At 72.3% G+C, this 23770-nt stretch carries 18 protein-coding genes; 12 read left to right on the top strand and 6 right to left on the bottom strand.

Annotation, left to right across the window (positions count from 1 at the left end):
• Window positions 1-52: 52 nt before the first annotated feature.
• Window positions 53-400, bottom strand: a complete 348-nt coding sequence (locus CXR04_RS06305; RefSeq protein ID WP_159072264.1) for a hypothetical protein — start codon at window positions 398-400, stop codon at window positions 53-55.
• Between CXR04_RS06305 and CXR04_RS06300 the strand changes: the two genes are divergently transcribed.
• On the top strand, window positions 399-842 hold the full coding sequence (locus CXR04_RS06300) for an SDR family NAD(P)-dependent oxidoreductase (protein WP_101420895.1): 444 nt from the start codon (window positions 399-401) through the stop codon (window positions 840-842). The genes CXR04_RS06305 and CXR04_RS06300 overlap by 2 nt on opposite strands.
• A gap of 195 nt (window positions 843-1037) precedes the next feature.
• Window positions 1038-1505, top strand: coding sequence for a hypothetical protein (locus CXR04_RS06295; RefSeq protein ID WP_101420894.1), 468 nt, complete (start codon window positions 1038-1040; stop codon window positions 1503-1505).
• Between the two features lie 82 nt (window positions 1506-1587).
• On the opposite strand, the gene katG is transcribed toward CXR04_RS06295, so the two are convergent.
• The 3 genes from katG to CXR04_RS06280 all read right to left on the bottom strand — a co-directional run bounded on the left by katG (window position 1588) and on the right by CXR04_RS06280 (window position 6723).
• Window positions 1588-3819 (bottom strand): catalase/peroxidase HPI, encoded by a 2232-nt coding sequence (katG, locus tag CXR04_RS06290; protein ID WP_101420893.1) that lies wholly within the window; start codon window positions 3817-3819, stop codon window positions 1588-1590.
• Window positions 3820-4173: 354 nt separating this feature from the next.
• Window positions 4174-5259, bottom strand: coding sequence for a magnesium and cobalt transport protein CorA (locus tag CXR04_RS06285; protein WP_101426224.1), 1086 nt, complete (start codon window positions 5257-5259; stop codon window positions 4174-4176).
• Window positions 5260-5370: 111 nt separating this feature from the next.
• The gene (locus CXR04_RS06280) at window positions 5371-6723 is read right to left on the bottom strand and encodes a family 43 glycosylhydrolase (protein WP_101420892.1); all 1353 of its coding nucleotides are present in this window, start codon (window positions 6721-6723) and stop codon (window positions 5371-5373) included.
• A gap of 261 nt (window positions 6724-6984) precedes the next feature.
• Here CXR04_RS06280 and CXR04_RS06275 point away from each other — a divergent pair, with 261 nt between their 5' ends.
• The 4 genes from CXR04_RS06275 (at window position 6985) to CXR04_RS06260 (ending at window position 10860) form a co-directional block, all read left to right on the top strand.
• On the top strand, window positions 6985-8187 hold the full coding sequence (locus CXR04_RS06275) for an ROK family transcriptional regulator (RefSeq protein WP_101420891.1): 1203 nt from the start codon (window positions 6985-6987) through the stop codon (window positions 8185-8187).
• A 16-nt stretch (window positions 8188-8203) separates the two neighbouring features.
• Window positions 8204-9016 carry an ABC transporter permease gene (locus CXR04_RS06270; RefSeq protein WP_101420890.1) on the top strand — a complete coding sequence of 271 codons (813 nt, stop codon included), beginning with the start codon at window positions 8204-8206 and terminating at the stop codon, window positions 9014-9016.
• Window positions 9013-9792, top strand: a complete 780-nt coding sequence (locus CXR04_RS06265; protein WP_101420889.1) for an ABC transporter ATP-binding protein — start codon at window positions 9013-9015, stop codon at window positions 9790-9792. Before CXR04_RS06270 ends, CXR04_RS06265 begins: the two co-directional genes overlap by 4 nt.
• Window positions 9793-9855: 63 nt before the next feature.
• The gene (locus CXR04_RS06260) at window positions 9856-10860 is read left to right on the top strand and encodes an aliphatic sulfonate ABC transporter substrate-binding protein (RefSeq protein ID WP_101420888.1); all 1005 of its coding nucleotides are present in this window, start codon (window positions 9856-9858) and stop codon (window positions 10858-10860) included.
• 103 nt (window positions 10861-10963) lie between these two features.
• Here CXR04_RS06260 and CXR04_RS06255 read toward each other — a convergent pair whose 3' ends face one another.
• Window positions 10964-12121, bottom strand: coding sequence for an RNA-guided endonuclease InsQ/TnpB family protein (locus tag CXR04_RS06255; protein WP_199850402.1), 1158 nt, complete (start codon window positions 12119-12121; stop codon window positions 10964-10966).
• Window positions 12122-12247: 126 nt separating this feature from the next.
• Between CXR04_RS06255 and CXR04_RS06250 the strand changes: the two genes are divergently transcribed.
• From CXR04_RS06250 to CXR04_RS06225, 6 genes are all read left to right on the top strand, one after another.
• Entirely contained in the window at window positions 12248-13717 is a 1470-nt protein-coding gene (locus tag CXR04_RS06250) for a sulfatase-like hydrolase/transferase (RefSeq protein ID WP_101420887.1), read from the top strand.
• The gene (locus tag CXR04_RS06245; RefSeq protein WP_101420886.1) at window positions 13714-16125 is read left to right on the top strand and encodes a family 43 glycosylhydrolase; all 2412 of its coding nucleotides are present in this window, start codon (window positions 13714-13716) and stop codon (window positions 16123-16125) included. Before CXR04_RS06250 ends, CXR04_RS06245 begins: the two co-directional genes overlap by 4 nt.
• A gap of 145 nt (window positions 16126-16270) precedes the next feature.
• Window positions 16271-17914: a phosphodiester glycosidase family protein gene (locus CXR04_RS06240; RefSeq protein WP_101420885.1), complete on the top strand. Its 1644-nt coding sequence runs from the start codon at window positions 16271-16273 to the stop codon at window positions 17912-17914.
• A 75-nt stretch (window positions 17915-17989) separates the two neighbouring features.
• Entirely contained in the window at window positions 17990-19012 is a 1023-nt protein-coding gene (locus tag CXR04_RS06235; protein ID WP_101420884.1) for an alpha/beta hydrolase, read from the top strand.
• Window positions 19013-19155: 143 nt separating this feature from the next.
• On the top strand, window positions 19156-20004 hold the full coding sequence (locus tag CXR04_RS06230; RefSeq protein ID WP_101420883.1) for a helix-turn-helix domain-containing protein: 849 nt from the start codon (window positions 19156-19158) through the stop codon (window positions 20002-20004).
• A complete protein-coding gene (locus CXR04_RS06225) occupies window positions 20001-20192 on the top strand; it encodes a DUF397 domain-containing protein (protein WP_101420882.1) in 192 nt (63 codons plus the stop codon). Before CXR04_RS06230 ends, CXR04_RS06225 begins: the two co-directional genes overlap by 4 nt.
• A 56-nt stretch (window positions 20193-20248) precedes the next feature.
• On the opposite strand, the gene CXR04_RS06220 is transcribed toward CXR04_RS06225, so the two are convergent.
• Window positions 20249-23614 (bottom strand): glycosylhydrolase-like jelly roll fold domain-containing protein, encoded by a 3366-nt coding sequence (locus CXR04_RS06220; protein ID WP_199850401.1) that lies wholly within the window; start codon window positions 23612-23614, stop codon window positions 20249-20251.
• Window positions 23615-23770: the final 156 nt, after the last annotated feature.

Here is a 23770-nt window from a genome sequence, read left to right as displayed (position 1 = left end):
GTCGCAACCGGACCCCGGCCGCCCGGGCGGTGAAGCGCGCGGCCGGTATCCCTCAGTGGAGGGGGCCCGAGGCCGGCGCCGCGGTGGCCATCTGCTGGAGGTCTTCGCGGGGGACGCCGCTCGCCGCCTGGACGGCGATGCCGAAGGCCAGGGTGGCTACGTAGCGGGCCAGCAGGGCCGGGTCGCTCTCCGCGGGCAGGTCGCCCTCCTCGACGGCCCGTTCGAAGCGGTCGCGGATGCGGGAGTACGCGGTGGTGCGCCAGTCGGCGAGGAGGTCGCGTACCTCGCGGGATGAGTCGCCCGCGGCCAGGGGCGCCCTGGACGCCGAGGCGGCCCCGCGGGTGTGCCGGGCGGGTGGTGCTGCGGAAGTCTGGCGCCGTGGTGTCCCGAGGAGACGCATGACCATCACGCTGATCACCGGTGCCAACAAGGGCATAGGTTTCGAGACGGCCAGGCAGCTCGTCGAGCTGGGCCACGACGTCTACCTCGGCGCCCCGCTGCTGCGGAAGTCCGCCGACCCCGCGGTGGTGACGGTGTCGAGCAGCGCCGGGTCGTTCTGGGCGGTGAACAACCCCGGCCGGCCGGAGTACCACCTGCCGACGGCGCTGTACTCCGCGTCCAAGGCCGCGGCCACGATGCTCACCGTCCAGTACGCCAAGTCCGAGCCGGGCATCGGGTTCAACGCGATCGAGCCCGGGTTCACCGCCACCGACCTCACCGCCGGGTTCGGCGGCGGCAGGACGGCGGCGGAGAGCGCGCGGACCGTCGTACGGCTGGCGACCCTCGGCGGCGCCGGGCCGACCGGGACGTTCCAGGACGAGACGGGGGAACTGCGCTGGTAGGAGGGCGGGTTCGGGGCCGGGACCGGTGGGTGCGGTGGCCCTGAGCGCTACCACGGGGGGAGGCCAGCCCTCAGGGGCGGAGGGGGGGTAACCCCTACCAAGGCCGGGGGGAACCCGGATCGTGCCGGGTCCGGATGATCCGTAACTTCGAGGGTGTCATCGCAACGGCGGTGCGCACCGACTTCGGAGGACACCGTGATTCAGCTCCCCAGCCGCCCGGCCGTCGCGGCCTTCGCCCGGTTCGTGGCCTGCGGTGGCGGCGTCGGGCTGGCCTCCAGCGGCGCGCTCGTGCTCCTCGACGGTGCCATGCCGATGATGGTCGCCAACGCGCTGATCACCGTGGTCTCGACGCTGCTCGCCACCGAGCTGCACGGCCGGGTGTCGTTCCGCAGCGAGCGCGGCGGCTGGCGGGTCCACCTCCAGTCGGCGCTGACGGTCGCCGTCTGCTACGCCTTCACCACCGCCGCGCTGCTGGCGCTGCACGCGGCGCAGCCGAACCCCTCGGTCGTCACCGAACAGGCCGTCTACCTCTCCGCGTCGGCCCTGGCGGGCATAGGCCGCTTCGCGGTCCTCCGCGCCGTCGTCTTCGCCGACGACCGCCGCACCCGCCGCGGCCGCCGCACCCCGGCCCTCGCCCGGACGTCGGTGACGATGGCCGCGTAGCACGGCCGGAAAGCCGCCGGGCCGGCCCCCCTCGCGAGGAAGGGGGCCGGCCCGGACGGGTCGGATCGGGACCGGACCGGACTCAGTCCAGGTCGAAGCGGTCCAGCATCATGACCTTGTGCCACGCCGCGACGAAGTCGTGCACGAACTTCTCCTTCGCGTCGTCGCTCGCGTACACCTCCGCCACCGCGCGCAGCTCCGAGTTCGAGCCGAACACCAGGTCCGCCCGCGTGCCCGTCCACTTGACCTCGCCGGTGGCCGGGTCGCGGCCCTCGAAGAGCTGGCCGTCGCCGTTGGCGGACGTCCACGTGGTGTCCAGGTCGAGCAGGTTGACGAAGAAGTCGTTCGTCAGCGTGCCCGGGGCCTCGGTGAGCGCGCCCTGCGCGGACTGCTGGTGGTTGGCGCCCAGCACGCGCAGGCCGCCGACGAGGACGGTCGTCTCCGGGGCGGTCAGGCCGAGGAGGTTGGCGCGGTCGAGCAGCAGGTACTCGGCCGGCAGCCGGGTGTCCTTGCCCAGGTAGTTGCGGAAGCCGTCCGCGGCCGGCTCCAGCGCGGCGAAGGACTCGGTGTCCGTCTGCTCCTCGGTGGCGTCGGCACGGCCCGGGGCGAACGGGACCTGGACCTCGACGCCGCCGTCCCCGGCCGCCTTCTCGACGCCCGCGGCGCCGGCGAGGACGATCAGGTCGGCGAGCGAGATCCGCTTGCCGCCGGACTGCGCCGCGTTGAACTCCTCCTGCACGCCCTCCAGCGTGCGCAGCACCCGCGCCAGCCGGTCCGGCTCGTTGACGTCCCAGCCGATCTGCGGCTGCAGCCGGATGCGGGCGCCGTTGGCGCCGCCGCGCTTGTCGCTGTCGCGGTACGTCGACGCCGACGCCCACGCCGTGGAGACCAGTTCGGAGACCGACAGGCCGGACTCCAGCACCTTGGCCTTCAGCGCCGCGACGTCCGCCGCGTCGACCAGTTCGTGCGCGACCTCCGGCAGCGGGTCCTGCCAGATCAGGTTCTCGGCCGGCACCTCCGGGCCGAGGTAGCGCACCTTCGGGCCCATGTCGCGGTGGGTGAGCTTGAACCAGGCGCGGGCGAAGGCGTCCGCGAACTCCGCGGGGTTGTCCCTGAAGCGCCGCGAGATCTGCTCGTACGACGGGTCGACGCGCAGCGACAGGTCCGTCGTCAGCATCGTCGGGGCGTGCCGCTTCGACGGGTCGTGGGCGTCGGGCACGCTGTCCGCGCCGGCGCCGTCCTTCGGCCGCCACTGGTTGGCGCCCGCGGGGCTCTTGAACAGCTCCCACTCGTAGCCGAAGAGGATCTCGAAGAAGCTGTTGTCCCAGGTGGTGGGGGTGTCGGTCCAGATGCCCTCAAGGCCGCTGGTGATCGCGTCGCCGCCCTTGCCGCTGGCGTGGGTGCTGATCCACCCCAGGCCCATGGCCTCGACCGGGGCGCCCTCGGGGGCGGGGCCCACGGCGTCGGCGGGGCCGTTGCCGTGGGTCTTGCCGAAGGTGTGGCCGCCGGCGATGAGGGCGACGGTCTCCTCGTCGTTCATCGCCATCCGGCGGAAGGTCTCGCGGATGTCGCGGGCCGCGGCGATCGGGTCGGGGTTGCCGTTGGGGCCCTCGGGGTTGACGTAGATGAGGCCCATCTGCACGGCGCCCAGCGGGTTCTCCAGCTCGCGGTCGCCGCTGTAGCGGCTGTCGCCGAGCCACTCGGTCTCGGGGCCCCAGTAGACGTCCTCCTCGGCCTCCCAGACGTCCGCGCGGCCGCCGGCGAAGCCGAAGGTGGCGAAGCCCATCGACTCCAGCGCGACGTTGCCGGAGAGGATCAGCAGGTCGGCCCAGGAGAGGTTCTGGCCGTACTTCTGCTTCACGGGCCACAGCAGCCGGCGGGCCTTGTCGAGGTTGCCGTTGTCCGGCCAACTGTTCAGCGGGGCGAAGCGCTGCTGGCCGGCGCCGGCGCCGCCGCGGCCGTCGTGGATGCGGTACGTACCGGCGCTGTGCCACGCCATCCGGATGATCAGCGGGCCGTAGTTCCCGAAGTCCGCCGGCCACCAGTCCTGCGAGGTCGTCAGCACCTCGGCGATGTCCCGCTTGACCGCGGCCAGGTCCAGGCTCCGGAACGCCTCGGCGTAGTCGAAGTCCTCGCCGAGAGGGTTGGAGGCGGGCTGGTTCTTGGCGAGGATCTTCACGTTGAGGCGCTCGGGCCACCACTGGCGGTTGCCGCCGCCCTGGGTCGGGTGCGGGGCGCGGCCGTGCGCGACGGGGCAGCCTGCCGCCCCCTCCGGGTTGGTGTCGGTGACGTGTGCTTCAGGCTTGTCGGCCATGAAAATCCTTCCGGACCATGCGGTTGAGGGTGCGGTGCTCGGGGGCCGCGGGGCGGAGGAGGTGCGGAAGCGCCGGGGCAGCCGGGCGGGAACCGTGCGGTGTGGCCGGTTTACGCCTGGACGCGACCCTCGAACCGGGCTCCGGGCAGCCGTGCGGTTCGAAACGGCGGCGTACGCGCATGTCGGAGTCTTCGTCTCCTGCCGTACGAGGTCTTCCTGTTTCCTGTGGCTGTCGCCGACTCCGATCCTACGGTGGACAGATTCTAAGTCAAGAAGGACGCCAACTTCGTAACGGATCGGAGTGGCGTTCGCCCGCCGGATCCGGACACCTGTCCCAGGGCCGTGCTACGGGCCTCAGAGCCAGCCGTTGCGCCGGAACCCCCGGTGCACCACGTAACAGGCCACCGCGATGACCAGCAGCGTCGCCGGATACCCGTAGACCGACTCCAGCCCCGGCATGTAGTCGAAGTTCATCCCGTACACCCCGCACACCATGGTCGGGATCGCGATGATCGCCGCCCATGCCGTGATCTTTCGCATGTCCTCGTTCTGCGCCACGGTCACCTGCGCCAGATGCGCCTGGAGGATGGAGTCCAGCAGCGCGTCGTACGACGTGATCTGGTCGGTGATCCGCTGGAGGTGGTCGGCCACGTCCCGGAAGTAGGCCCGGATCCCCGGCGCGATGTGCGGTATGGGATGAGTCGCGAGGCGCTGCAGCGGCCGGTCCAGCGGGGCGACGGCCCGGCGCAGCTCCAGCAGCTCGCGCTTGAGCTGGTAGATCCGGCCCGCGTCGCCGCTGCGGGCGTGCTCGCTGAAGACGGCGGACTCCACGTCGTCGATGTCGCGCTGCACCGCGTCGGTCACCGCGAGGTAGTCGTCGACGACGTGGTCGGCTATCGCGTGCAGCACCGCCGCCGGGCCCTGGGCGAGCTGCTCGGGCGCCGCCTCCAGCGCCTCCCGCAGCGGGCCCAGCGAGCCGTGCGGCCCGTGCCGGATGGTGATCACGAAGTCGGGTCCTGCGAAGACCATCAGCTCGCCGGTGTCGACGACCTCGCTGGTCGCGGTCAGCTCCGCGTGCTCCACGTAGCGCACGGTCTTGAAGACGGCGAAGAGCGTGTCGTCGTACTGCTCGACCTTGGGCCGCTGGTGCGCGTGCACCGCGTCCTCCACCGCGAGCGGATGCAGCCCGAAGAGGTCCGCGAAACCGGCGAACTCCTCCTGCCGCGGTTCGTGCAGCCCGATCCACACGAAGCCGTGCCCGCGCCTGCGCACCTGCCGCAGCGCCTCGGCGGCCGGGCAGTTGCCCTGCTGGAGCCGGGCGCCGTCCAGGTAGGACACGCAGTTCACCACCGCGTTGCCGAGCGGCGAGCGGGCGTGGTGGCTCAGGTCCACCGTGCGCCGGGGTGCCCTGCGCACCACGTGGCGGAGGCTTTTGATCATCGACACTGCGTGCTCCTTCGGCGGACCGGTGCCAGTCTGCCACCGGTCCGCCGCGCGCCGGGACCCTTGGCGGCGATCACCCGCGGGCCGGGAGGGAGCGGGGGAGCGCGGTCAGTCCGCGGCCGTACGCCCCCGGCGGCGCTGCACGTAGATGCGCCCGTCGCGGCCGCCGGTCCACTCCAGGCGTACGACGCCGGGGACGGCGGCGTCGGCGATGCGGGCGGGGTCGGCCCAGTAGCCGAAGTTGGGGTTGCGGAAGAACGTCGCCCACAACCGGCCGCCCGCGTCGGCGAAGAAGTTGTTGTGCCCGGCGCCCACGCCCGCCGTCCAGCGCCTGGAGTACGGGCCCTCGAAGCGGTCGGCGACGGCCACCACCGCGTCGTACTGGTACTGCACCCGGCCGGCGCCGCCCGGCTCGTACGCGTGCCGCGTGCTGCCGTACGCGTCGAGCGAGGCCCGGTCCCACGCGGCGTGCAGCAGGAAGTACTTCCCGCGGTGCTTGAAGACGTAGGCGCCCTCCAGATACGGCTCGGGGGAGTAGCGCTGCTGCTCGAAGCGCGGCAGACTCGTCGCGGGGACGATGTCCTCCATGTCGTCGCGGAACTTCGCGTACAGGTCGTTGTGGAGGACCAGCCAGGCGTCGTCGCCCTCGCTGTAGAGGCTGCCGTCGATGTGGTGGTAAGCGCCGGGCTCGATGAACGCCGGGCCGCCCCTGACCGGGTCGCCGAACGGCTTGTCGAGGTTGCCCTCGACCAGCCGGTAAGGGCCCTCCACCCCGCCCTCGCTCACCAGCATGAACGAGCCGACCAGACGCGAGTGGTCGCCCATGCACGCCACGATGTACCAGCGCCCGTCGAAGTAGTGCACCTCCGGCGCCCAGGCGTTGGCGCGCTTGCCGAACATGTCGTCGTGCCAGTACTCCTGCCACGGCGCGACGACGGTGCGCCCCGGCCGGTTCTCGCCGGCGAACTCAGGCGACCACACCTTGCCCTTCTCCGCGTCCGGCCGGATGCCGGTGGTGTCGGCCAGCTTCCAGGGGCCGTGCAGGGAGCGGGCCGTCCAGACGAAGATCCCGTCGTTCCACGGGCTCGCGGTCTCCAGCCCGGGGACGCGGGTGGTGCCGGTGGCGACGTACAGCGGACGGCCGTCGACGGAGAAGCAGTTGACGTACGTGTCGCGCATCCACACCACGCCGCGCTCCTCGTCGCGGGGGCGCAACTCCAGCGGCAGCACGAAGGAGTTGTCGTCGCGCGGCCACAGGTCGGCGCGGGTGTCGGCGAGCCCGTACGGCTCGGGGTCCGGCCAGTTCCCCGCGGCGTCGCCTCCGCCCCCGGCCGGGGCCGCGTCAGGGGGAGTTGCCGCGGACGCCGGTACGGGCGCCAGTGCCGCCGCCGCTCCCACGGAGCCGGCGCCGGCCAGCAGGGACCGCCGGCCGATGGACGAACCGCTCGCTGAGTGGGTCATCTTCTCTCGTCCTCCCTCGTCGTGCCGCTCGCGCCGGCGGCAGCCTGGCGCACAGCATGCGAACGCCCGAAGATTTTCGTCAACAGGTCGGAAAAATAATCCGGTCGGGCCGCAGCCGCCGCCCGGTCCGTGCCGCGGAGCATCGCCGCAGGTCACGCAAGACCCCATCGTGCAGCAGGCGCAACGGAGTTTTGTGACGGGAGTCTTGCGGCCGTGTGTTTCTTTTTTCCGACCTGTTGACGAAAAACTCGGGGCGTCCCCATGCTGTCGGCCATGCACCCCTCCGCAGGCCCCCTCTCCCGCCTCCGCCGCGAGCACGAAGAGCTCGTGCTCTCCCTGCTGCGCAAGCACGGCCCCCTCAGCCGCGGCGAACTCGGGACCCGCTGCGGGCTGTCCCGCACCACGCTCTACGACATCGTCGGCGACCTCATCGCCAGCGGCGCCGTCGTCGCCGCCGTGCCGCTCGCCGAGGAGCGCCGGCGCGGCCGGCCCGTGGAGAAGCTGTCCCTCAACCCCGACGCCGGGCAGGCCCTCGGCATCGACTTCGCCCGCCGCGCCGTCCACGTCGCCGCCGTCAACGTCGCCCACGAGATCGTCGGCTCCGCCAGCGAACAGCACGCCCCCGACCTGCCATGGGAGGAGCGCGTACGGCTCGCGGAACGGCTCGTCGGCACCCTCACCGGCGGCGTGCTGCGCCTCGGCGCCCTCGACGCCATCGGCGTCGGCGTCGTCGGCCCCATCGGCGCCCCCGGCGACCTCACCGCCGGCGACCGCCGCCTCGACGTGCTATCGGACCTGCTGCGCAAGAGCTTCGGCGTGCCCGTACTCCTGGACAACAACACCCGCCTCGCCGCGCTCGCGGAGGCCACCTGGGGTGCCGCCGCCGACGACGCCGACGTGCTCTACCTGCGCGTCTCGCACGGCGTCGGCGGCGGGCTCGTCGTCGGCGGCTCGCTGCACCGCGGCGCCTTCGGGCTCTCCGGCGAACTCGGCCACGTCACCGCCGTACCGGCCGGCGCGCCCTGCGAGTGCGGCGGCGCCGGCTGTCTGGAGACCGTCGCCTCCGTCGGCGCCGTACTCGACGCCTACCGCGCCGCCGGCGGCCGCGCCGACGACCTCGCCGCCTTCACCGCCGCGCTGTCCGCCGGCGACCCCGCGGCCCGCGCCGTCCTCGCCGTCGCCGGCGCCCACATCGGCACCGTGCTCGCCGCCGTCTGCAACGCCATAGGACCCGGCGTCATCGTCATCGGCGGCGAACTCGCCCGCGCCGGCGAGGCGCTCACCGGCCCCGTAGAGAAGGCGCTCGCCGCCCACATCATGCCCGCCTCCCGCGACCGCGTGGTGCTGCGCCCCGCGACCCTCGGCGCCACCGGCGGCGCACTCGGCGCCATCGCGCTGGTGCTGCACGAATCCCCCCTGCTCTCCCACTACCCCGCAGACGCCGGTCCCCAGGACGACGCGTGAGACGAACGAGGTACGAATGGCCGTGATCACCACACCCCGCAAGCGGGCCGCCCGGCCACGCACGCGCCGCAGCGAGCGGCGCGGCCAGGTCCGCTCCCTCGTACTGAACGTCATCGCCCTCGCCGCGGGCGTGGCCGTCTGGGCGGTGCTGGCCGCGCTCAACGTCGAGAGCCTGCCCGGGCCGCTCGCCGTGGCGCGGAAGGCCGGCGACCTCATCGCCGACGGCACCCTCGCCGACGACCTGCTCGCCAGCCTGCGCCGCGTCTTCACCGGCTTCGCGCTCGGCACCGCGCTGGCGATCCCCGTCGGCTTCCTCATGGGCTGGTACCCCACGGCCCGCGGCCTGCTGGAGCCGTACGTCCAGTTCTTCCGCACCATCCCGCCGCTGGCGCTCATCCCGCTGGCGATCGTGCTCATGGGGATCGGCGAGACCCCGAAGGTCTTCGTCATCTTCCTGGCGGCGTTCCTGTCCTGCGTCGTCGCCGCCTTCCAGGGCGTGGTCGACGTGGACCGTACGCTCATCAACGCCGCCCGGGTCCTCGGCGCCTCCGACCGCGTCATCTTCCTGAAGGTCGTGATCCCGGCGTCGACCCCGTTCATCCTCGTCGGCATGCGCATCGGCCTCGGCGCCGCGTGGGCCACCGTGGTGGCCGCGGAGCTGATCGCCGCCCAGGAGGGCCTGGGCTTCCGCATGCAGCACGCCCAGACCTACTACGACCTCGACACCATCTTCGTGGGACTCATCACCATCGGCGTGCTCGGCCTGGTCATGGACCGCCTGCTGCTGCTCGCCGAACGCCGTCTCACCGGCTGGCAGGAGCGCCGATGACCGAGAAGATCTCCTTCCGGGACGTCGTGAAGACCTTCCCGATGAAGGGCACCGACTTCACCGCACTGAACGGGGTGTCCCTGGACATCGCCGACCGCGAGTTCGTCACCGTCGTCGGCCCCTCGGGATGCGGCAAGAGCACCCTGCTCAACATGGCCGCCGGGCTCGCGGAACCCACCTCGGGCGACGTGCTGGTCGACGGCAGCCCCGTCACCGGGCCCGGCCCCGAGCGCGGCGTGATCTTCCAGCAGTACGCCCTCTTCCCCTGGCTGACCGTGCGGCGGAACGTCGAGTTCGGGCTGAAGCTCGCCGGCCTCGCCGCCGGCGAGCGCAGGAAGCGGGCCGACAGCGCCATCGCGCTGGTCGGCCTCACCGACTTCGCCGACGCGCTGCCCAAGACCCTGTCCGGCGGCATGAAGCAGCGCTGCGCCATCGCCCGCGCGTACGCGGTCAACCCGCAGGTGCTGCTGATGGACGAGCCGTTCGGGGCGCTGGACGCGCTGACCCGGGTGCAGTTGCAGGACCAGCTCCTGGACACCTGGAGCCAGGACAAGCGCACCGTCATGTTCATCACCCACGACGTCGACGAGGCGGTCTACCTGGCAAGCCGGGTGGTGGTGATGGCCGCCCGCCCCGGGCGCATCCACCGGATCGTCGACGTCGGCCTGCCCTACCCCCGTACCGAGGAGATCCGGCTGTCGCCCGAGTTCGGCCGGATACGCAACGAGGTCTGGCACTCCGTCTACCACCAGGGCACCGCCCCGGCCGCCGCCTGACCCCGCACCCGACGCCCGTACGACCCACAAGACTTCAGCACACCCCGAAAGGACCACCCCGCCATGCGTGCGACCCGCCGTACCCTCGCCCTCTCACTCACCGTAGCGCTCATATCACTCCCGGTCGCCGCCTGCTCCGACGACAGCGGCGGTGGCGGCGGTGACGGCTCCACGGTCCGCTTCGGCTACATCAACGACTACAACGGCGCCAGTCTGCTGGCGATCGCCGAGAAGCAGGGGCTGTGGAAGGAGGCCGGCCTCGACGCCGAGGTCTCCGTCTTCAACAACGGCCCCATCCAGATCCAGGCCCTCGGCGCGGGCGATCTCGACTTCGGCTACATCGGCCCCGGCGCCATGTGGCTGCCCGCCTCCGGAAAGGCCGACGTCATCGCCGTCAACACCCTCGGCTACGCGGACCGCGTCATCGCCCAGCCCGGCATCACCTCCCTCGCCGGCCTCAAGGGCAAGAAGGTCGGCGTCCCCGAGGGCACCTCCGGCGACATGGCGCTCAACCTCGCCCTCCAGGAGGAGGGGATGTCCATCGACGACGTCGAGAAGGTCCCGATGGACCCCGCGACGATCGTCTCCGCGTTCTCCTCCGGCCAGATCGACGGCGCCGGCCTCTGGTACCCGATGATCGACGAGATCAAGGCCAAGGTCCCCGACCTCGAAGAGGTCGCCAGCACCCGCGACTTCGAGAACGGCTACTTCCCCAACGCCTTCGTCGCCGGCACCGGCGTCGACCCCGAGCTGACCACCAAGGTCGTCGGCGTGCTGCAGAAGGCCAACGACTGGCGCTTCGAGAACCCCGACGAGTCCGTCGCCGACACCGCCGCGATGCTCAAGCTCGACGAGGAGAAGGTCAAGGCCGACGCCGCCAACCAGGAACTCCTGGCCACCAAGGACCTCGTCGCCAGGACCGAGGACGGCACGGTCGGCGACTGGCTGAACGACCTCGCCGAGTTCTTCGTCGGCACCGGCCAGCTCGACCAGGCCCCCGACCCGGCGGAGTACTACCTCGGCGACCTCTACACGAAGGCGTCCTCCAAGTCAGCTTCTCGGTCCTGAAGTCCGGGCTTGACGGCCCGGCGGGTCTTCACACCGATTCGCGCTCCCGGCTGCCCCCTACGACAGGACGGCCACGGGTCGCATCCACCACAGAGAGGAGGTGCTAGGTCTCTTGCAGTGCGGGACTGTTGACGAAGCCCCACGCCAGGCGTGCGCGCTCACGCACGTTGACCCCGGCGACGTGGTCGGACGGGCCAGCGAGCCCGCACCGACGACAGCGAAAACGATCCCGGGTCGGGCGATTGCCGCGTTCGGTATGGCCGCAGCGCGGGCAGCGCTGCGAGGTGTAGGAGGCGTCGACTTCGAGAAACGCCACACCTGCCCGGCGGCACTTGTATGCCAGGTACTCGCCGAGCTGGTGGAACGGCCAGGAGGAGAGCGCGGCCCGCTGGTCGCGGGAAGGCCGTGCCCGTTCGCGGATCCCGCCGAGGTCCTCGACGGCGACACCGCGTCCGGTGCGTTGTGCGACGGCCACGATCTCCTTGCTGATCCTGTGGTTGGCGTGGGCGGCATGCCGGGTCTCCCGGCGGGCCATCCGCTTGGCCCGCCGGGATGCGCTGCGTGTCTGTCTGGCCTGCAGTTCCGCCCTCTTACGGGCCTGCCAGCGCCGGTAGCGCCCCAGGCGCCGTCCCTGGTAATTGGTGCCGTCACTGGTGGTGGCCAGATTTGTAATGCCCCGGTCCAGACCGATCCAGCCCCTCGGCTCCGACACCACGGGCTCGGGCACCTCGCAAACCGCGACGAGCAGCCACTTCCCGTTACGGTGCACGAGATCACTCTCGCCTTTGCGGTACTTCACCAGCAGTGCCATCTGCTCCGGATGGCCGACGTAACGCAGGCCCTTCAGGCGCCCGGCGGTGGTCCAGATACTGACCGTGCGGCTGTCGTGCTGCCAGGACAGGATCCGGTCGTCGTAGGGTTGCGCCGCATCCGGGCGGAAGGCGATCGGTTTCGACTCGGCCCTGACTCTGCGTTTCGAACCCGGCGGCCCGAGGTTTCCCGCACGCACGTTGGCCTTGAGGGTGGTGTAGGCATCCACGGCCTTCTTCACCGATCTGACGGCGGCCTGGGCAGACAGGCCGAAGTCTGCCTTCAGCTCCGCGTACACCTCTCTCTGCAGGTCGTTACGCGACCGCTTGCCCGTCGAGTAGGCCGCTGCCGAGGCCCGGTTTGCCGCGGCATTGCAGGCGTGCAGCGTCCGCTGCAGCGCCGACGCCTCCTCGGGCTTCGGCAGCAACCTGACCTGCACCACCAGCCTCATGCAAGCAACTTACCGGCGACCACTGACAACGCCTCCCACGCAGATGACGCTGCGCTGCCCCCGACGCCAGGATCAGGTTTCGATTTCTCAGGATCCGAACGCTGGGGCTTCCTCGAAAGGGCAAGAGTGAACCTGCTGTTCCTGATGACCGACCAGCACCGCGTCGACACCCTGGGCTGTTACGGCAACCCGCACGTCGCCACCCCCCACCTCGACCGGCTCGCCGCCACCGGCACCCGGTTCGGGAGGTGCTACACCCCCACCGCCATCTGCACCCCCGCCCGCGCCAGCCTGCTCACAGGACAGGCGCCGTTCCGCCACCGGCTGCTCGCCAACTACGAACGCAACGTCGGCTATCTGGAGGATCTGCGGGACGACGCGTTCACCTTCCCCGGCGCGCTCGCCGAGCGCGACTACCAGCTCGGGCTGATCGGCAAGTGGCACGGTGGCACCCACCGCAACGCCGCCTCCTACGGCTTCGAAGGACCCGACCTGCCCGGCTGGCACAACCCCGTCGACCACCCCGACTACCTCGCCTACCTCGACGAGCGGGGGCTGCCGCCGTACCGGATCTCCGAGCCCATCCGCGGCACCACCCCCAACGGCAACCCCGGCAACCTGCTCGCGGCCCGCCTCCACCAGCCCGCCGAGGCCACCTTCGAGCACTACCTCGCCACCCGCGCCATCGAGCACCTGGACACCTACGCGGCCACCGGCCGCCCCTTCTTCCTCGCCACCCACTTCTTCGGCCCGCACCTGCCCTACCTGCTGCCCGACGAGTACTACGACATGTACGACCCGGATCTGGTCGAGCTGCCGCCGTCCATCGCCGAGACCTTCGAGGGCAAGCCGGCCGTCCAGCGCAACTACAGCGCCCACTGGACCTTCGACACCCTCCCCATCGAGGTCACCCGCAAGCTGATCGCCGTCTACTGGGGCTACGTCACCCTCATCGACCGGCAGATCGGCCGCATCCTCGCCCGCCTCGACGAACTCGGCCTCACCGACGAGACCGCCGTGTTCTTCACCGCCGACCACGGCGAGTTCACCGGCGCCCACCGGCTCCACGACAAGGGCCCGGCGATGTACGAGGACATCTACCGCATCCCCGGCATCGTCCGCGTCCCCGGCGCCCCGCCGCAGGTCAGGGACGAGTTCGTGACCCTGACCGACTGCACGGCCACCATCCTCGACCTCGCCGGCTGCGACACCGCCCCCGCCGTCGACAGCCGCAGCCTGCTGCCGCTGGTCCGCGGCGAGCACCCCGAGTGGCCCGCGGAACTGCTCGCCGAGTTCCACGGGCACCACTTCCCGTACCCGCAGCGCATGATCCGCGACGAGCGCTACAAGCTGGTCGTCAACCCCGAGTCCGTCAACGAGCTGTACGACCTGCGCGCCGACCCGCACGAGCTGACCAACCGCTACGCGCACCCCGAGATGCTGCCCGTACGCCGCCGGATGCTGCGCCGGCTGTACGACCTGCTGCGCGAGCGCGGCGACAACTTCTACCACTGGATGACGCCGATGTACGACGTCGGCGCCCTCGACTACGACCCGACCCTCAGCGCATTCGAACCGGAAGGAACCACCGCATGAGACGGACGTGGACACGGACCGCGCTGCTGCTGTGCGCGCTCCTCGCGGGACTGCTGCCGCTGTCGTCGGCGACGGCCGCGGACCCGGCACCGACGCCGGATCCGGCCCCGGCGTCGGCACCGGCATCCGCATCGGACAAGAAGAGCGCCCCCGGGACGTACGCCAACCCGGTCACCGACGGCGTCGTCGACACCTTCCCCGACCCGGTGACGATCCGCGGCAAGGACGGCTACTGGTACTCCTACGGCACCCAGAACCCCGTGTTCCAGACCGGCGGCGAGCAGGGCGAGCGGATGCTGCCGATCCTGCGGTCCGGGGACCTGGCGAACTGGGAGTACGCCGGCGAGGTCTTCACCCCCGAAACCCAGCCCGAGTGGCACCGCGGCTCCCGGCTGTGGGCCCCCGACATCCGCTACAACGACGGCCGCTACACCCTCTACTACTCCGTCCCAGGACGCGACACCGTCGGCGCCGCCACCGCGCCCACCCCGACCGGACCGTGGACGGACACCGGCCCCGTGCTGCCCGCGCCCAGCGGCTGCCCCACCGGCGGCATCGACCAGGCGCAGTTCACCGACCGCGACGGCAGGACGTATCTGTACTGGGGCAGTTACGACATCCTCTGCGTCGCCGAGATGAACGCCGACCGGACCCGCATCACCGGCGAGGTGACGAAGGTCGCCCAGGGCCGCCGCATGGAAGGCGCGTTCGTCGTCCGCCGCGACGACCACTACTACCTCTTCTACTCCGACGCCGGCTGCTGCGACGGCGCGTACAGCGGCTACCAGGTCAAGGCGGGCCGCTCCACCAGCCCCACAGGACCGTTCCGCGACGACGAGGGCGTCGACCTGATGGCGCCGACCAGCAAGGGCGCCATCGTCCTCGGCGCCAACGGCAACCGCTGGATCGGCCCAGGACACAACGGGCTGACCACCGACCTCGCCGGCCAGGACTGGCTCGTCTACCACGGCATCCCCGCCGACGACCCCGACCTCGACCGCTTCCCCGAGCTGCCCGACCGCCAGCTCACCCGGCGCCCGATGCTCATGGACCGGCTCGACTGGATAGGCGGCTGGCCCGTCGTCCGCGCGGGCGCCGGGCCCTCCGAGGGCCCGCAGCGCGCCCCCGTCACCGACTGGGACGCCGGCGGCACCTTCGCCGGCGGCTCCCTCGACGGCTGGCGCGCCGAGGGCGCGGGCACCGGCGGCTGGGCGGTGGCGGACGACGCCGACTCCGGCCCGTACGCGACCCACGGGGGCGGCGCCGGGGCTGCGTTCCTCGTCACCGGCGACACCGCGCCGCGCGACCTGCGCGCCGAGGCCGACCTGCGGGTGGCCGCCGCCGACGGCGCCGCGGGCCTGACCGTCGCCTACCGCGACCCGCGCAACCACACCACCGCCTGGCTCGACCGCGCGCGCGGCGCGCTGGTCACCGACGTCGTCGTGGGCGGCCGCAGCCGTGGCGAGCAGGTGACGCCGCTGCCCGCCTCGTACGACTGGGACTCCTGGCACAACGTCACCGCCGAGATCCGCGGCGGCCGCATGACCGTCGAGGTCAGCGGCGACCGGCTGCGCGACGCCGTTGCCGCCCAGGAGCGGAAGCTGCCCGGGGCCGCCACCGGGGCCGCCACCGGGGCCGCCACCGGGGCCGGCGCGGTCGGCACCGCGGCGCGCGGCGGCGGCGCGGCGGCCGACAACGTCGGCGCGGCACGGCTCTACGAGCCGGTCACCAAGCGCGTGCCCGAGCCGGCCACGGGCCGTCTCCTGCCCGGCTACGGCGACGAGTTCGACTCCGCCGCCGTGCCCGGCACCGAGCCCGGCTCCCCGTGGCGGTGGCTCCGCGGCCCGGCCCCCGGCGTGACCGCGGACGGCGGCCGACTGGTCTGGCCCACGCAGAACGGCGAGCTGCACCTCAACAACAACACCGCCTCCGTACTGCTGCGGGACGCCCCAGAAGGCGACTACACGGTGACGGCGAAGCTCGGCTTCGACCCCGCCCGGCCCAACCAGCAGGCAGGACTGCTCCTCTACGCCGACGACGACAAGTACTTCAAGATGACCCACTCCGCACTGCCGCTGAACCGCGGCGGCGGCACGGTCCTCGACGTCAGCGAGTTCGGCAAGGAAGGCGCGCGCCCCACCACCTCGCCGCCGACACCCGTCGCCAACGCGCCCATGTTCGGCGGCCCCACCGCCGACACGATGTGGCTGCGGCTGTCGTACCACCACGACGCCGGGAACGGCGAGCACGAGGTGCGCGCGGCCACCAGCCGCGACGGCCGTACCTGGGTGCACAACGGGGTGTGGACGCTGCCCGGTGACGAACGGCTGCGGATCGGTCTTGTGTCCATGAACAAGGAAGGAGCGGTCGCGAAGTTCGACTACGTACGCACCCACCGGAGCCGGTGATCGCAGGCTGATCGGTTCCGACGTCTTGACGATCGGCCCGGCCGCGCTCACCGTGGCTGAGGCTGGTCCACCGGCCCCGCCGGCACTCCTGGTGCCGGCGGGGCCGCCTCGTGCGTCCCCCGTACGTCACCTCGGAGAGGTCCTCGTGAACAGCAAACTGCTCGGCGCGGGCACGGTCCTGGCGCTCCTCGCCTCGGTCGCCGCGATGCCCTCGGCGTCTGCTTCGGTGCCGGCGTCGTCCGCGCCCTCCGCCCCGGCCTCCCCGGCGGCGGCGAAGCCCCTGCCGCTGGGCGACCCCGGCCTGACCGAGACGAGGACCACCGAGACGCTGCAGCCCGGCGTCAACCTCACCCGCATCGTGCGCGGCGCAGGCAGCCCGCAACTCCCGTGGACCGTCGAGGTGTCCATCCCCGGCGGCACCGGCTCGCCCGACCCCGACGCGCCGCCCGCCGCCCTGCGGGACCGGGCCAGCGCCGGGGAACTGGCCGCGAAGCTCACCGGCGCCGGCTTCGCCGCCCGCGCCGAGGAGGTCACGACGCCCGCGGTCGCCGACTTCGCCGGGGGCACCCTCGGCTGGCGGGTCCGCGTCGGCTCGTTCGACGGGCAGGCCGCCGCGAACGCCGAACGGGCCCGGCTGGTCGCCGCGGGATACGCCGGCTCCGCCGCGTACACCGGCTGGGACGGCGACCCCGGCGTCCGCGGCACCTGGCGGGTCGACGTGCTGACCGTCGACCCGCGTACGTTCCGCGGCGGGCTCACCGCCTCGTACGGTCCCGACCTGGAGAACCGCGAGAAGACCAGCGAACTCGCCGCCGCCGCGGGCGCGACCGCCGGGGTCAACGCCGGCTTCTTCGTCCTCGACCCGAAGGCCGGCGCCCCCGGCGACCCCGCGGGCGTCGGCGTCTACGACGGCCGCGTGCTCAGCGAGTCCGTCGGCACCCGGCCCGCGCTCGTGCTCCGCGACTCCGCCCACGGCACGAGCGTCACCCGCCTCGGCTGGCAGGGCAGCGTCACCGCCCGCGGCGGCGCGCTGCCGCTGGACGGCATCGACCGCGTACCGGGCCTCATCCGCAACTGCGGCGGCACCGCGGACGACACCCCGACCGCCCTCCCGCGGCACGACGTGACCTGCACCGACGACGACGAAGTCGTCGCCTTCACCGAGGAGTACGGGGCCCGCACCCCCGCGGGCGACGGCACCGAGGCCGTGCTCGACGCCAGCGGCCGGGTCGCCGAGGTGCGCTCCCCGCGCGGCGGCCCGCTGCCGGCCGGCGGCACCTCAGTCCAGGCCACGGGCGAGCACGCCGCGGAACTGGCCGCCCTCGCCCGTCCCGGCGAGCAACTGCGCGTACACCACGGGCTGCGCGACGACCGCGGCCGTCCGCTGGCCACCCCGCCCGGCACGACGGTCGTGAACGGCGGCCCCGAACTCGTCCGCGACGGCCGCACGCACGTCACGCCCGCCGCCGACGGCATGGTCCAGCAGGGGAACCCGAGCTTTTACTACGGCTGGATGCACAAGCGGAATCCGCGCACCCTCGCCGGCGTCGACGCCGCGGGCCGTACCGTCCTCGTCACCGCGGACGGCCGCGCCACGGACTCCCTCGGCCTCAGCATCCCCGAAAGCGCCGACGTCGCCCGCGCGCTGGGGCTGCGCGACGCCGTGAACCTCGACGGCGGCGGCTCGACCACGATGGCCGTCGGCGGCGAGGTGATCAACGACCCGTCCGACGCGGCGGGGGAGCGGCCGGTCGGCGACGCGCTGCTGATCCTGCCGAAGCGCCGCTGACGACGCTTCCTGCTTCGAGAACACGCACGTCCGAACACGCACGTCCAGCGACCCACACCACCAACGGGAGCCGCCATGACAGCAGTTCAGACCGTGAGAAACCGCTTGCTCCTCATCCTCACCGCCCTGCTCCTCACCCTCGTCCCCGCCGCCCCGTCGCTCGCCGCGGCCGCCCCGGAAGCCCCCGCGGCAGCCGCCGCACCGGGCGGCCCCCGGGGTGACGCCGAGGTCGTCGGCGTCAAGCAGGTCGGCGAGCGCCTGGTCGACCTGTCGGTACGGTCCCCCGCCCTCGGCGGCCGCACCGTCCCCGTACGCCTGCTGACCCCCGACGGCTGGGACGCCAAGGAGCGCGGCCGGAACTGGCCCACGCTGTGGCTGCTGCACGGCTGCTGCGGCGACTACACGTCATGGACGTCGGCGACCGACATCGAGGACACCGACGACCTGCGGGACGTCCTCGTCGTCATGCCCGAGGCCGGCTGGAACGGCTGGTACAGCGACTGGTGGAACTTCGGCGCGGGCGGCGACCCGGCGTGGGAGACCTTCCACACCGACGAACTGCGCCGGCTGCTGGAGAGCGACTGGGGGGCGAGCAGCAACCGCGTGGTCGCGGGCCTGTCGATGGGCGGCCAGGGCGCGCTGATGTACGCGGCCCGCCACCGCGGCATGTTCCGCGCCGCCGCCGCCTACTCCGGCGCCGCGCACCCGCTGCTCAACGACGAGTCGGTCAACCGCATCATGGGCTTCTTCGGTGGCCGGGGCGACGACCCGCGCCGCGTCTGGGGCGACCCGGTCGACCAGCGCGCCATCTGGCAGGCCCACGACCCGTATTACCTGGCGAAGAAGCTGAAGTCGACGCCGGTCTACCTCTCCTGCGGCGACGGCACGGCGGGCCCGCTCGACCCGCCCGGCGCGCGGGACGCCCTGGAGGCGGACTTCAACAGGCAGAACCAGGCGCTGGCCGACGAGCTGAAGCGGGTCGGCGCAAAAAAGGTGATCACCAACCTCTACGGTCCCGGCACCCACCGCTGGGCGTACTGGGAGCGGGAGCTGCACGCCTCGCTGCCGATGCTGCTGGACGCGCTGAAGGTGCGCTGACGGCGCGCACGTTGCGCTGACGAACCCGTACAGGACCCGCCCAGCAGCCGGTTGGGCGGGTTACTCACTGGACCGGCGTAGTCACGGGCCGTAATCATGGCGGTGCCGGAGTTCCGGCAGTGACACATGAGAGGTGGCCGGACATGGGGAAAGTCGGCAACGTCAGCCTGTACGGGGGCGAGTCGGAGGCGGCGGACAATCTCAAGACCTTCGGGGCGATGTTGAAGGTGCTCCGGGACGAGGCGGGCTTGACGCAGGAGGCGTTGGCCGAGGGCCTGGGGTACTCGGTGGAACACATCTCCAAGATCGAGCGGGGCGGCCGGTTCCCGCCGAGGGATCTGGACAAGCTGGCAGAAGAGGTGCTGGGCTCGCTGGCGGCGAGGCTGTTGAAGGAGACGCGCCTGAGCCTGACGAGGAAGGCGGGCCTGGCGTCGCGGTTCAGGCACTGGGCGGTGATCGAGAAGGAAGCGCTGACGCTGTACGCGTACGAGTGCCGCACGATTCCGGGGCTACTACAGCCGGAGCCGTACATCCGCGCCGTATTCGAGGTCGTTCTTCCTCCCCTGGTCGAAGAGCAGATCGAGCAGCGAGTCGCGGCAAGGCTGGAGCGGCAGGCCGTGCTTGACCAGCGGCCGAACACGTTCTTCGGCTTCATCCTGGAACAGGCGCTGCTGGACCGGCAGATGGGCGGCGCGGAGGTCACTCGCCGCCTGCTCGACCACCTGCTCGCGACGGGCGAACGCCGCAACGTCGAGATCCAGGTGATGCCGCGGCGCATGGAGAACCACGCAGGGGGAGACGGCTCGCTCTACCTCGCCGAAACCGTCGACCACAAGTGGCTTGGCTACTCCGAGGGACAGCGGTCGAGCAATCTGATCAGTGACCTGGCCGATGTGGGTATGCTCCAGCAGCGCTACCGGAAGCTCAGTTCCCAGGCGCTCAGCCACGAAGCTACGGTGGACTTGTTGCAGCAGATGCGAGGAGACCTATGAGCAGGATCGGACCGGAGTGGTTCAAGAGCAGCTACAGCGGTGGCGATGGCGACAACTGCATCGAGGTCGCCGTCACTCCGCGGGCTGTCCTCGTCCGTGACACCAAGGACCGGGAGGGCGGTCAGCTCTCCGTGACCCCCGCGGCCTGGGCCGACTTCGTCGCCTTCGCCAAGGCCGTCGAACTCTGAAACACCCCGCCCGTGCGGCCGCACCCGGCCGCACGGACGGCGGCGGCGTGCGGATCTCAGCCCGTCCGCCGTGTCAGCCGTACCTCCACCAGCAGCTCGGGCCGCAGGAACGCCGGGCCCAGCAACCCGGACGGCACCGCGTTGCCGCGGGCGTTCGCACCCGTGTTGGTGACCCGGACGGCCAGCTCATTCGCCCCGGCGCGCAGCGCGTCGGTGACATCCACGTGGTACGGAGCCCACAGGCGGCGCGGCAGCTCCTGCCCGTTGACCGTCACCTCGGCTACGTCGCGGACGTCGCCGAGGTCGAGCAGCCAGCGGCGCCGCCCCAGTTCCTCAGCCCCCAGGCGGAAACCGCGTCCGTACTCCGCCGACCCGGAGTGGGCGGCGTCCAGCTCGGTCCACGAGCCGAGCGGCCGGTGCACGGTCTCGGCGCCATCGCGGTCGAAGCGGAAGCTCCAGTCGCCGTCCAGCGGCACGGCGGTCAGCGGGTCGTCCACGACGCGGCTGCCCGCGTAGCGGCGGGGGCCGTCGACGGCGGTGACACGGACGGTCGTCGCGGAGGTCACCCGCACCGTGGCGATCGCCGTGTCGCCCCGCATCGCCAGTTCCTCCACCGGCGCGTTCGCCTCGACGGCGTGCGCGGGTTCCCCGCCCGCCGTCCGTAGCACCACCAGCAGCGTCGCCCGGGCCTCAAGCCGCAGGGGCACGGCCGTTCCCGTCCGCTCCCGCCGCCAGACGGCCGCGGGCCGCGCCGCGCCGGACTCCGGGTCCCACAGCTCCGGTGCGCCCTCGGTGGGGAAGACGGCTGTGAACTCAACCGCCTCGTCCCGCTCGTTGGTGACGAAGAAGGCCGCGTCGCCGCCGCGCGAGAGCCGCAGCACGCGTACCTCGGGCGTGGCGGGCACCAGGGTGGCCGCGGCGCCCCCGCCTTCGGCGATGAGCGCGGCAGCGGCGGCCGGGTCGTCGGCGCGGTGGGCGTCCGGGTGGGCGAAGAGCCGGTCCAGGGCGCGGGCGAGCCGGTCGTCCTGACCCGCGGGCTCGTGCCGCGGCGGCTCGCCGACCGCGACGAGAGTGCCGCCACCGGCGACGAACGCGGTGAGGGTCCATACCGCGTCCAGCGACAGCATGGGCGTCTGCGGCAGGACGACGAACTCGTACGCCGCGTGCCCGACCGCGAGCCGGCCGCCGCGTGGCCGGGCGTGCTCGATGAGCGCGGGATCGCCGGTCAGCGCGCCCTCGTCGAGGAAGTCGAAGTCGACCTGGACGTCCTCCAGAGCGTGCACCGCACCGGTGAACGCCGTGTCGATCGCGTTTCGTTCGTCTTCGTCGTCCTGGTAGCACTCGGCGGCGCGCTGTGGCTGGAGCAGCGCGGTGGGCGCGGGGGCGGTGGCGCGGGTGGCCTCCACGACCCGGCCGATCCAGGTGTTGAGCGGGGCGGAGAGGTCCCACCAGGGGTTCACCGGCTGGAAGGGCGGCGGGTAGACGATGGTGTCGGAGTCGGAGAAGCGGCAGTGCAGGAGCACCTTGTTGATGCCGCGTACGGCGAACGAGCCGATGACCTCGCGGGTGTGCGCGGGCGTGGTCTGCCAGCCGACGCCGCCCATGGCCTCCAGGTACACCCGCTCCAGGCCGCGCTGGTGGGCGGCGCTGGCGGGCCAGCGGGGCAGGATCCGGTGGTAGCCGAGCTCCTGGTGGTCGAAGATCAGGTCGGTGCCCGGGATCTGCACCCACTGGTGGGAGGTGTTGAGGTTGCCGCTGCTGCGCAGTTGCCGTGCCGGGCCGTACTCGTCCCACAGCGGATTGGAGATGACCTCAAGGCCGCGCTCGGCGGTCCAGCCGCCGAGGCGCCGGTAGTAGGCGTCGGCGAACCGGTTGGACACCGCGCGCCAGAACGCGCCGCGCAGCTCGCGGCCCTCGGCGCCGAGGTCGTCGTGGACGGCGGACAGCACGACGCCCGCCCCGGCGCCCGGCTTCAGCCGCGCCAGTTCCGCGGGCAGCGTCGGAGACCACGGCACCCGCCCCCAGGCTGCGGGGGAGGAGGCGAGGAACGGCTCGTCGTCGGCGAAGCCGCGCAGCACGCCGCCCGCTGCCCAGCCGAAGCGGCGCAGGTACTCGCCGGGGACGATGTCCATGTAAAGCTCCACGGCCTCGTCGTCGAGGAGGTCGAGGTAGTTGCGCCACGGGCCGCTGGAGTCGGCGAGGAGCCGGAGGCTGTAGACGTCGACCTGCCAGTCGCCGGCGGGCGCCTCCCAGCGGCCGGGGCCCTGGGCGGCGTCGGTCAGGTCGGTCATCCGGGCGACGGTGCCGTCGCCGCTCGCCCCGGCGGGCCGGGCCACGGCTGCGACGGGCGTGCCGAGGTCGCCGGGGGGCGCGAAGGCGTCTGCGTCGGTGGCGGCCTCGAAGCCGGAGGCGAACAGCTCGGCCCCTTCGGGCGAGGTGACGCGCAGGCTGTCCCACGAGGAGCGCTGGGTGGCGGTGGCGCGTACCCCGGCGGTGCCGGTGGCGAACGTCGTGTCGGTCGCGCCGGGCAGCGCGGTGCCGTCGAGGACGGGGGTGATGCGGTCGCCCCGGACGGTGACGGTCAGCTCGTGGTCCGCGGCGGCGTCGAAGTCCGGCCGTGGCTGGCCTTGCTGGAGCCGGGTGAACGCGCCGTCACGCTGGCGCCAGATGTCCACGCCACCGTCGGTGCGCAGGTCGGCGAGGTAGCCGTTCTTCGCGTCGGGGCAGCGCACCATCAGACCGGCGGTGGCACGCTCGATGCGGACGCGGGCGGTGACGTCGTAGTCGGTCCACTCCGCGCCGGTCTTCAGGACCCGTACGCCGTCGTACGCCGCGGCGTCGACCAGCAGCCGGCCGTCCGACACCGACAGCCCCCGGCCCATCAGTTCGACGGTGCTGCCGCCGGCGACCTCGAAGGTGCTGCGCAGCACGCACTTGGCGCGCAGATCGGGGCGCGGGGGATAGGTGCGGTCGCCGACCGTGCCGCCGTGGACGGCGAAGCCGCCGGCCCGGCCGCTGGGAAAAAAGTCGTCGTTGAACAGCCAGACGGCCATGTCGTGCCGCCCGGCCTCGCGCAGGGTGTGCCCAATGAGGTCGAACCACTCCTCGGTGAAGAACTCCGGCCGCAGCGCGGCGGTGTCGAAGGGGAAGACCAGCACCTCGGTCACGCCTTTGGCGCGCATGTCGACCAGGCCCTCGTCCACGAGTTCGCGGGTGAGGGTGCCGTTCCAGAACCACAGGACCATCGGCATGCTGCCCGTCCCGGGGCGGGCGAAGCGGTCGGCGGACCAGCCGGCGCGGCCCGCGGGCGCGGCGGCGTGGACGGGCTGCCAGAAGGAGCCGGCGGTGCCGCCGGCGGCGCCTGCCGCGGCGGCGGCGAGTTGCAGTGCGCGTCTGCGCGTCATCCGGGTGCGGTCGCTCATCGAGCCCCCAATTGAAAGGTTTCATATCGGTCTTCGCGCTGACCGGAAGTTAGACCTGGAGACATGGTCCGTCAACACCCCGGAGAATGTTGGCGAGTTGAACGTTTCAAGTGGATCTCGCATTAATAGAGTGCGTGCTCTGTTAATGTGCGGGGA

The organism is Streptomyces sp. CMB-StM0423, assembly GCF_002847285.1.
Lineage (GTDB): Bacteria > Actinomycetota > Actinomycetes > Streptomycetales > Streptomycetaceae > Streptomyces.
This window is presented reverse-complemented; position numbering and strand designations above follow the sequence as displayed.

Bases quoted from the DNA above. Each gene is read 5' to 3' on its own strand.
- CXR04_RS06300 (WP_101420895.1), top strand. From the start codon at position 399: ATGACCATCACGCTGATCACCGGTGCCAACAAGGGCATAGGTTTCGAG.
- CXR04_RS06305 (WP_159072264.1), bottom strand. From the start codon at position 400: ATGCGTCTCCTCGGGACACCACGGCGCCAGACTTCCGCAGCACCACCC.
- katG (WP_101420893.1), bottom strand. From the start codon at position 3,819: ATGGCCGACAAGCCTGAAGCACACGTCACCGACACCAACCCGGAGGGG.
- CXR04_RS06285 (WP_101426224.1), bottom strand. From the start codon at position 5,259: ATGATCAAAAGCCTCCGCCACGTGGTGCGCAGGGCACCCCGGCGCACG.
- CXR04_RS06280 (WP_101420892.1), bottom strand. From the start codon at position 6,723: ATGACCCACTCAGCGAGCGGTTCGTCCATCGGCCGGCGGTCCCTGCTG.
- CXR04_RS06275 (WP_101420891.1), top strand. From the start codon at position 6,985: ATGCTGTCGGCCATGCACCCCTCCGCAGGCCCCCTCTCCCGCCTCCGC.
- CXR04_RS06270 (WP_101420890.1), top strand. From the start codon at position 8,204: ATGGCCGTGATCACCACACCCCGCAAGCGGGCCGCCCGGCCACGCACG.
- CXR04_RS06265 (WP_101420889.1), top strand. From the start codon at position 9,013: ATGACCGAGAAGATCTCCTTCCGGGACGTCGTGAAGACCTTCCCGATG.
- CXR04_RS06260 (WP_101420888.1), top strand. From the start codon at position 9,856: ATGCGTGCGACCCGCCGTACCCTCGCCCTCTCACTCACCGTAGCGCTC.
- CXR04_RS06255 (WP_199850402.1), bottom strand. From the start codon at position 12,121: ATGAGGCTGGTGGTGCAGGTCAGGTTGCTGCCGAAGCCCGAGGAGGCG.
- CXR04_RS06245 (WP_101420886.1), top strand. From the start codon at position 13,714: ATGAGACGGACGTGGACACGGACCGCGCTGCTGCTGTGCGCGCTCCTC.
- CXR04_RS06235 (WP_101420884.1), top strand. From the start codon at position 17,990: ATGACAGCAGTTCAGACCGTGAGAAACCGCTTGCTCCTCATCCTCACC.
- CXR04_RS06230 (WP_101420883.1), top strand. From the start codon at position 19,156: ATGGGGAAAGTCGGCAACGTCAGCCTGTACGGGGGCGAGTCGGAGGCG.
- CXR04_RS06225 (WP_101420882.1), top strand. From the start codon at position 20,001: ATGAGCAGGATCGGACCGGAGTGGTTCAAGAGCAGCTACAGCGGTGGC.
- CXR04_RS06220 (WP_199850401.1), bottom strand. From the start codon at position 23,614: ATGAGCGACCGCACCCGGATGACGCGCAGACGCGCACTGCAACTCGCC.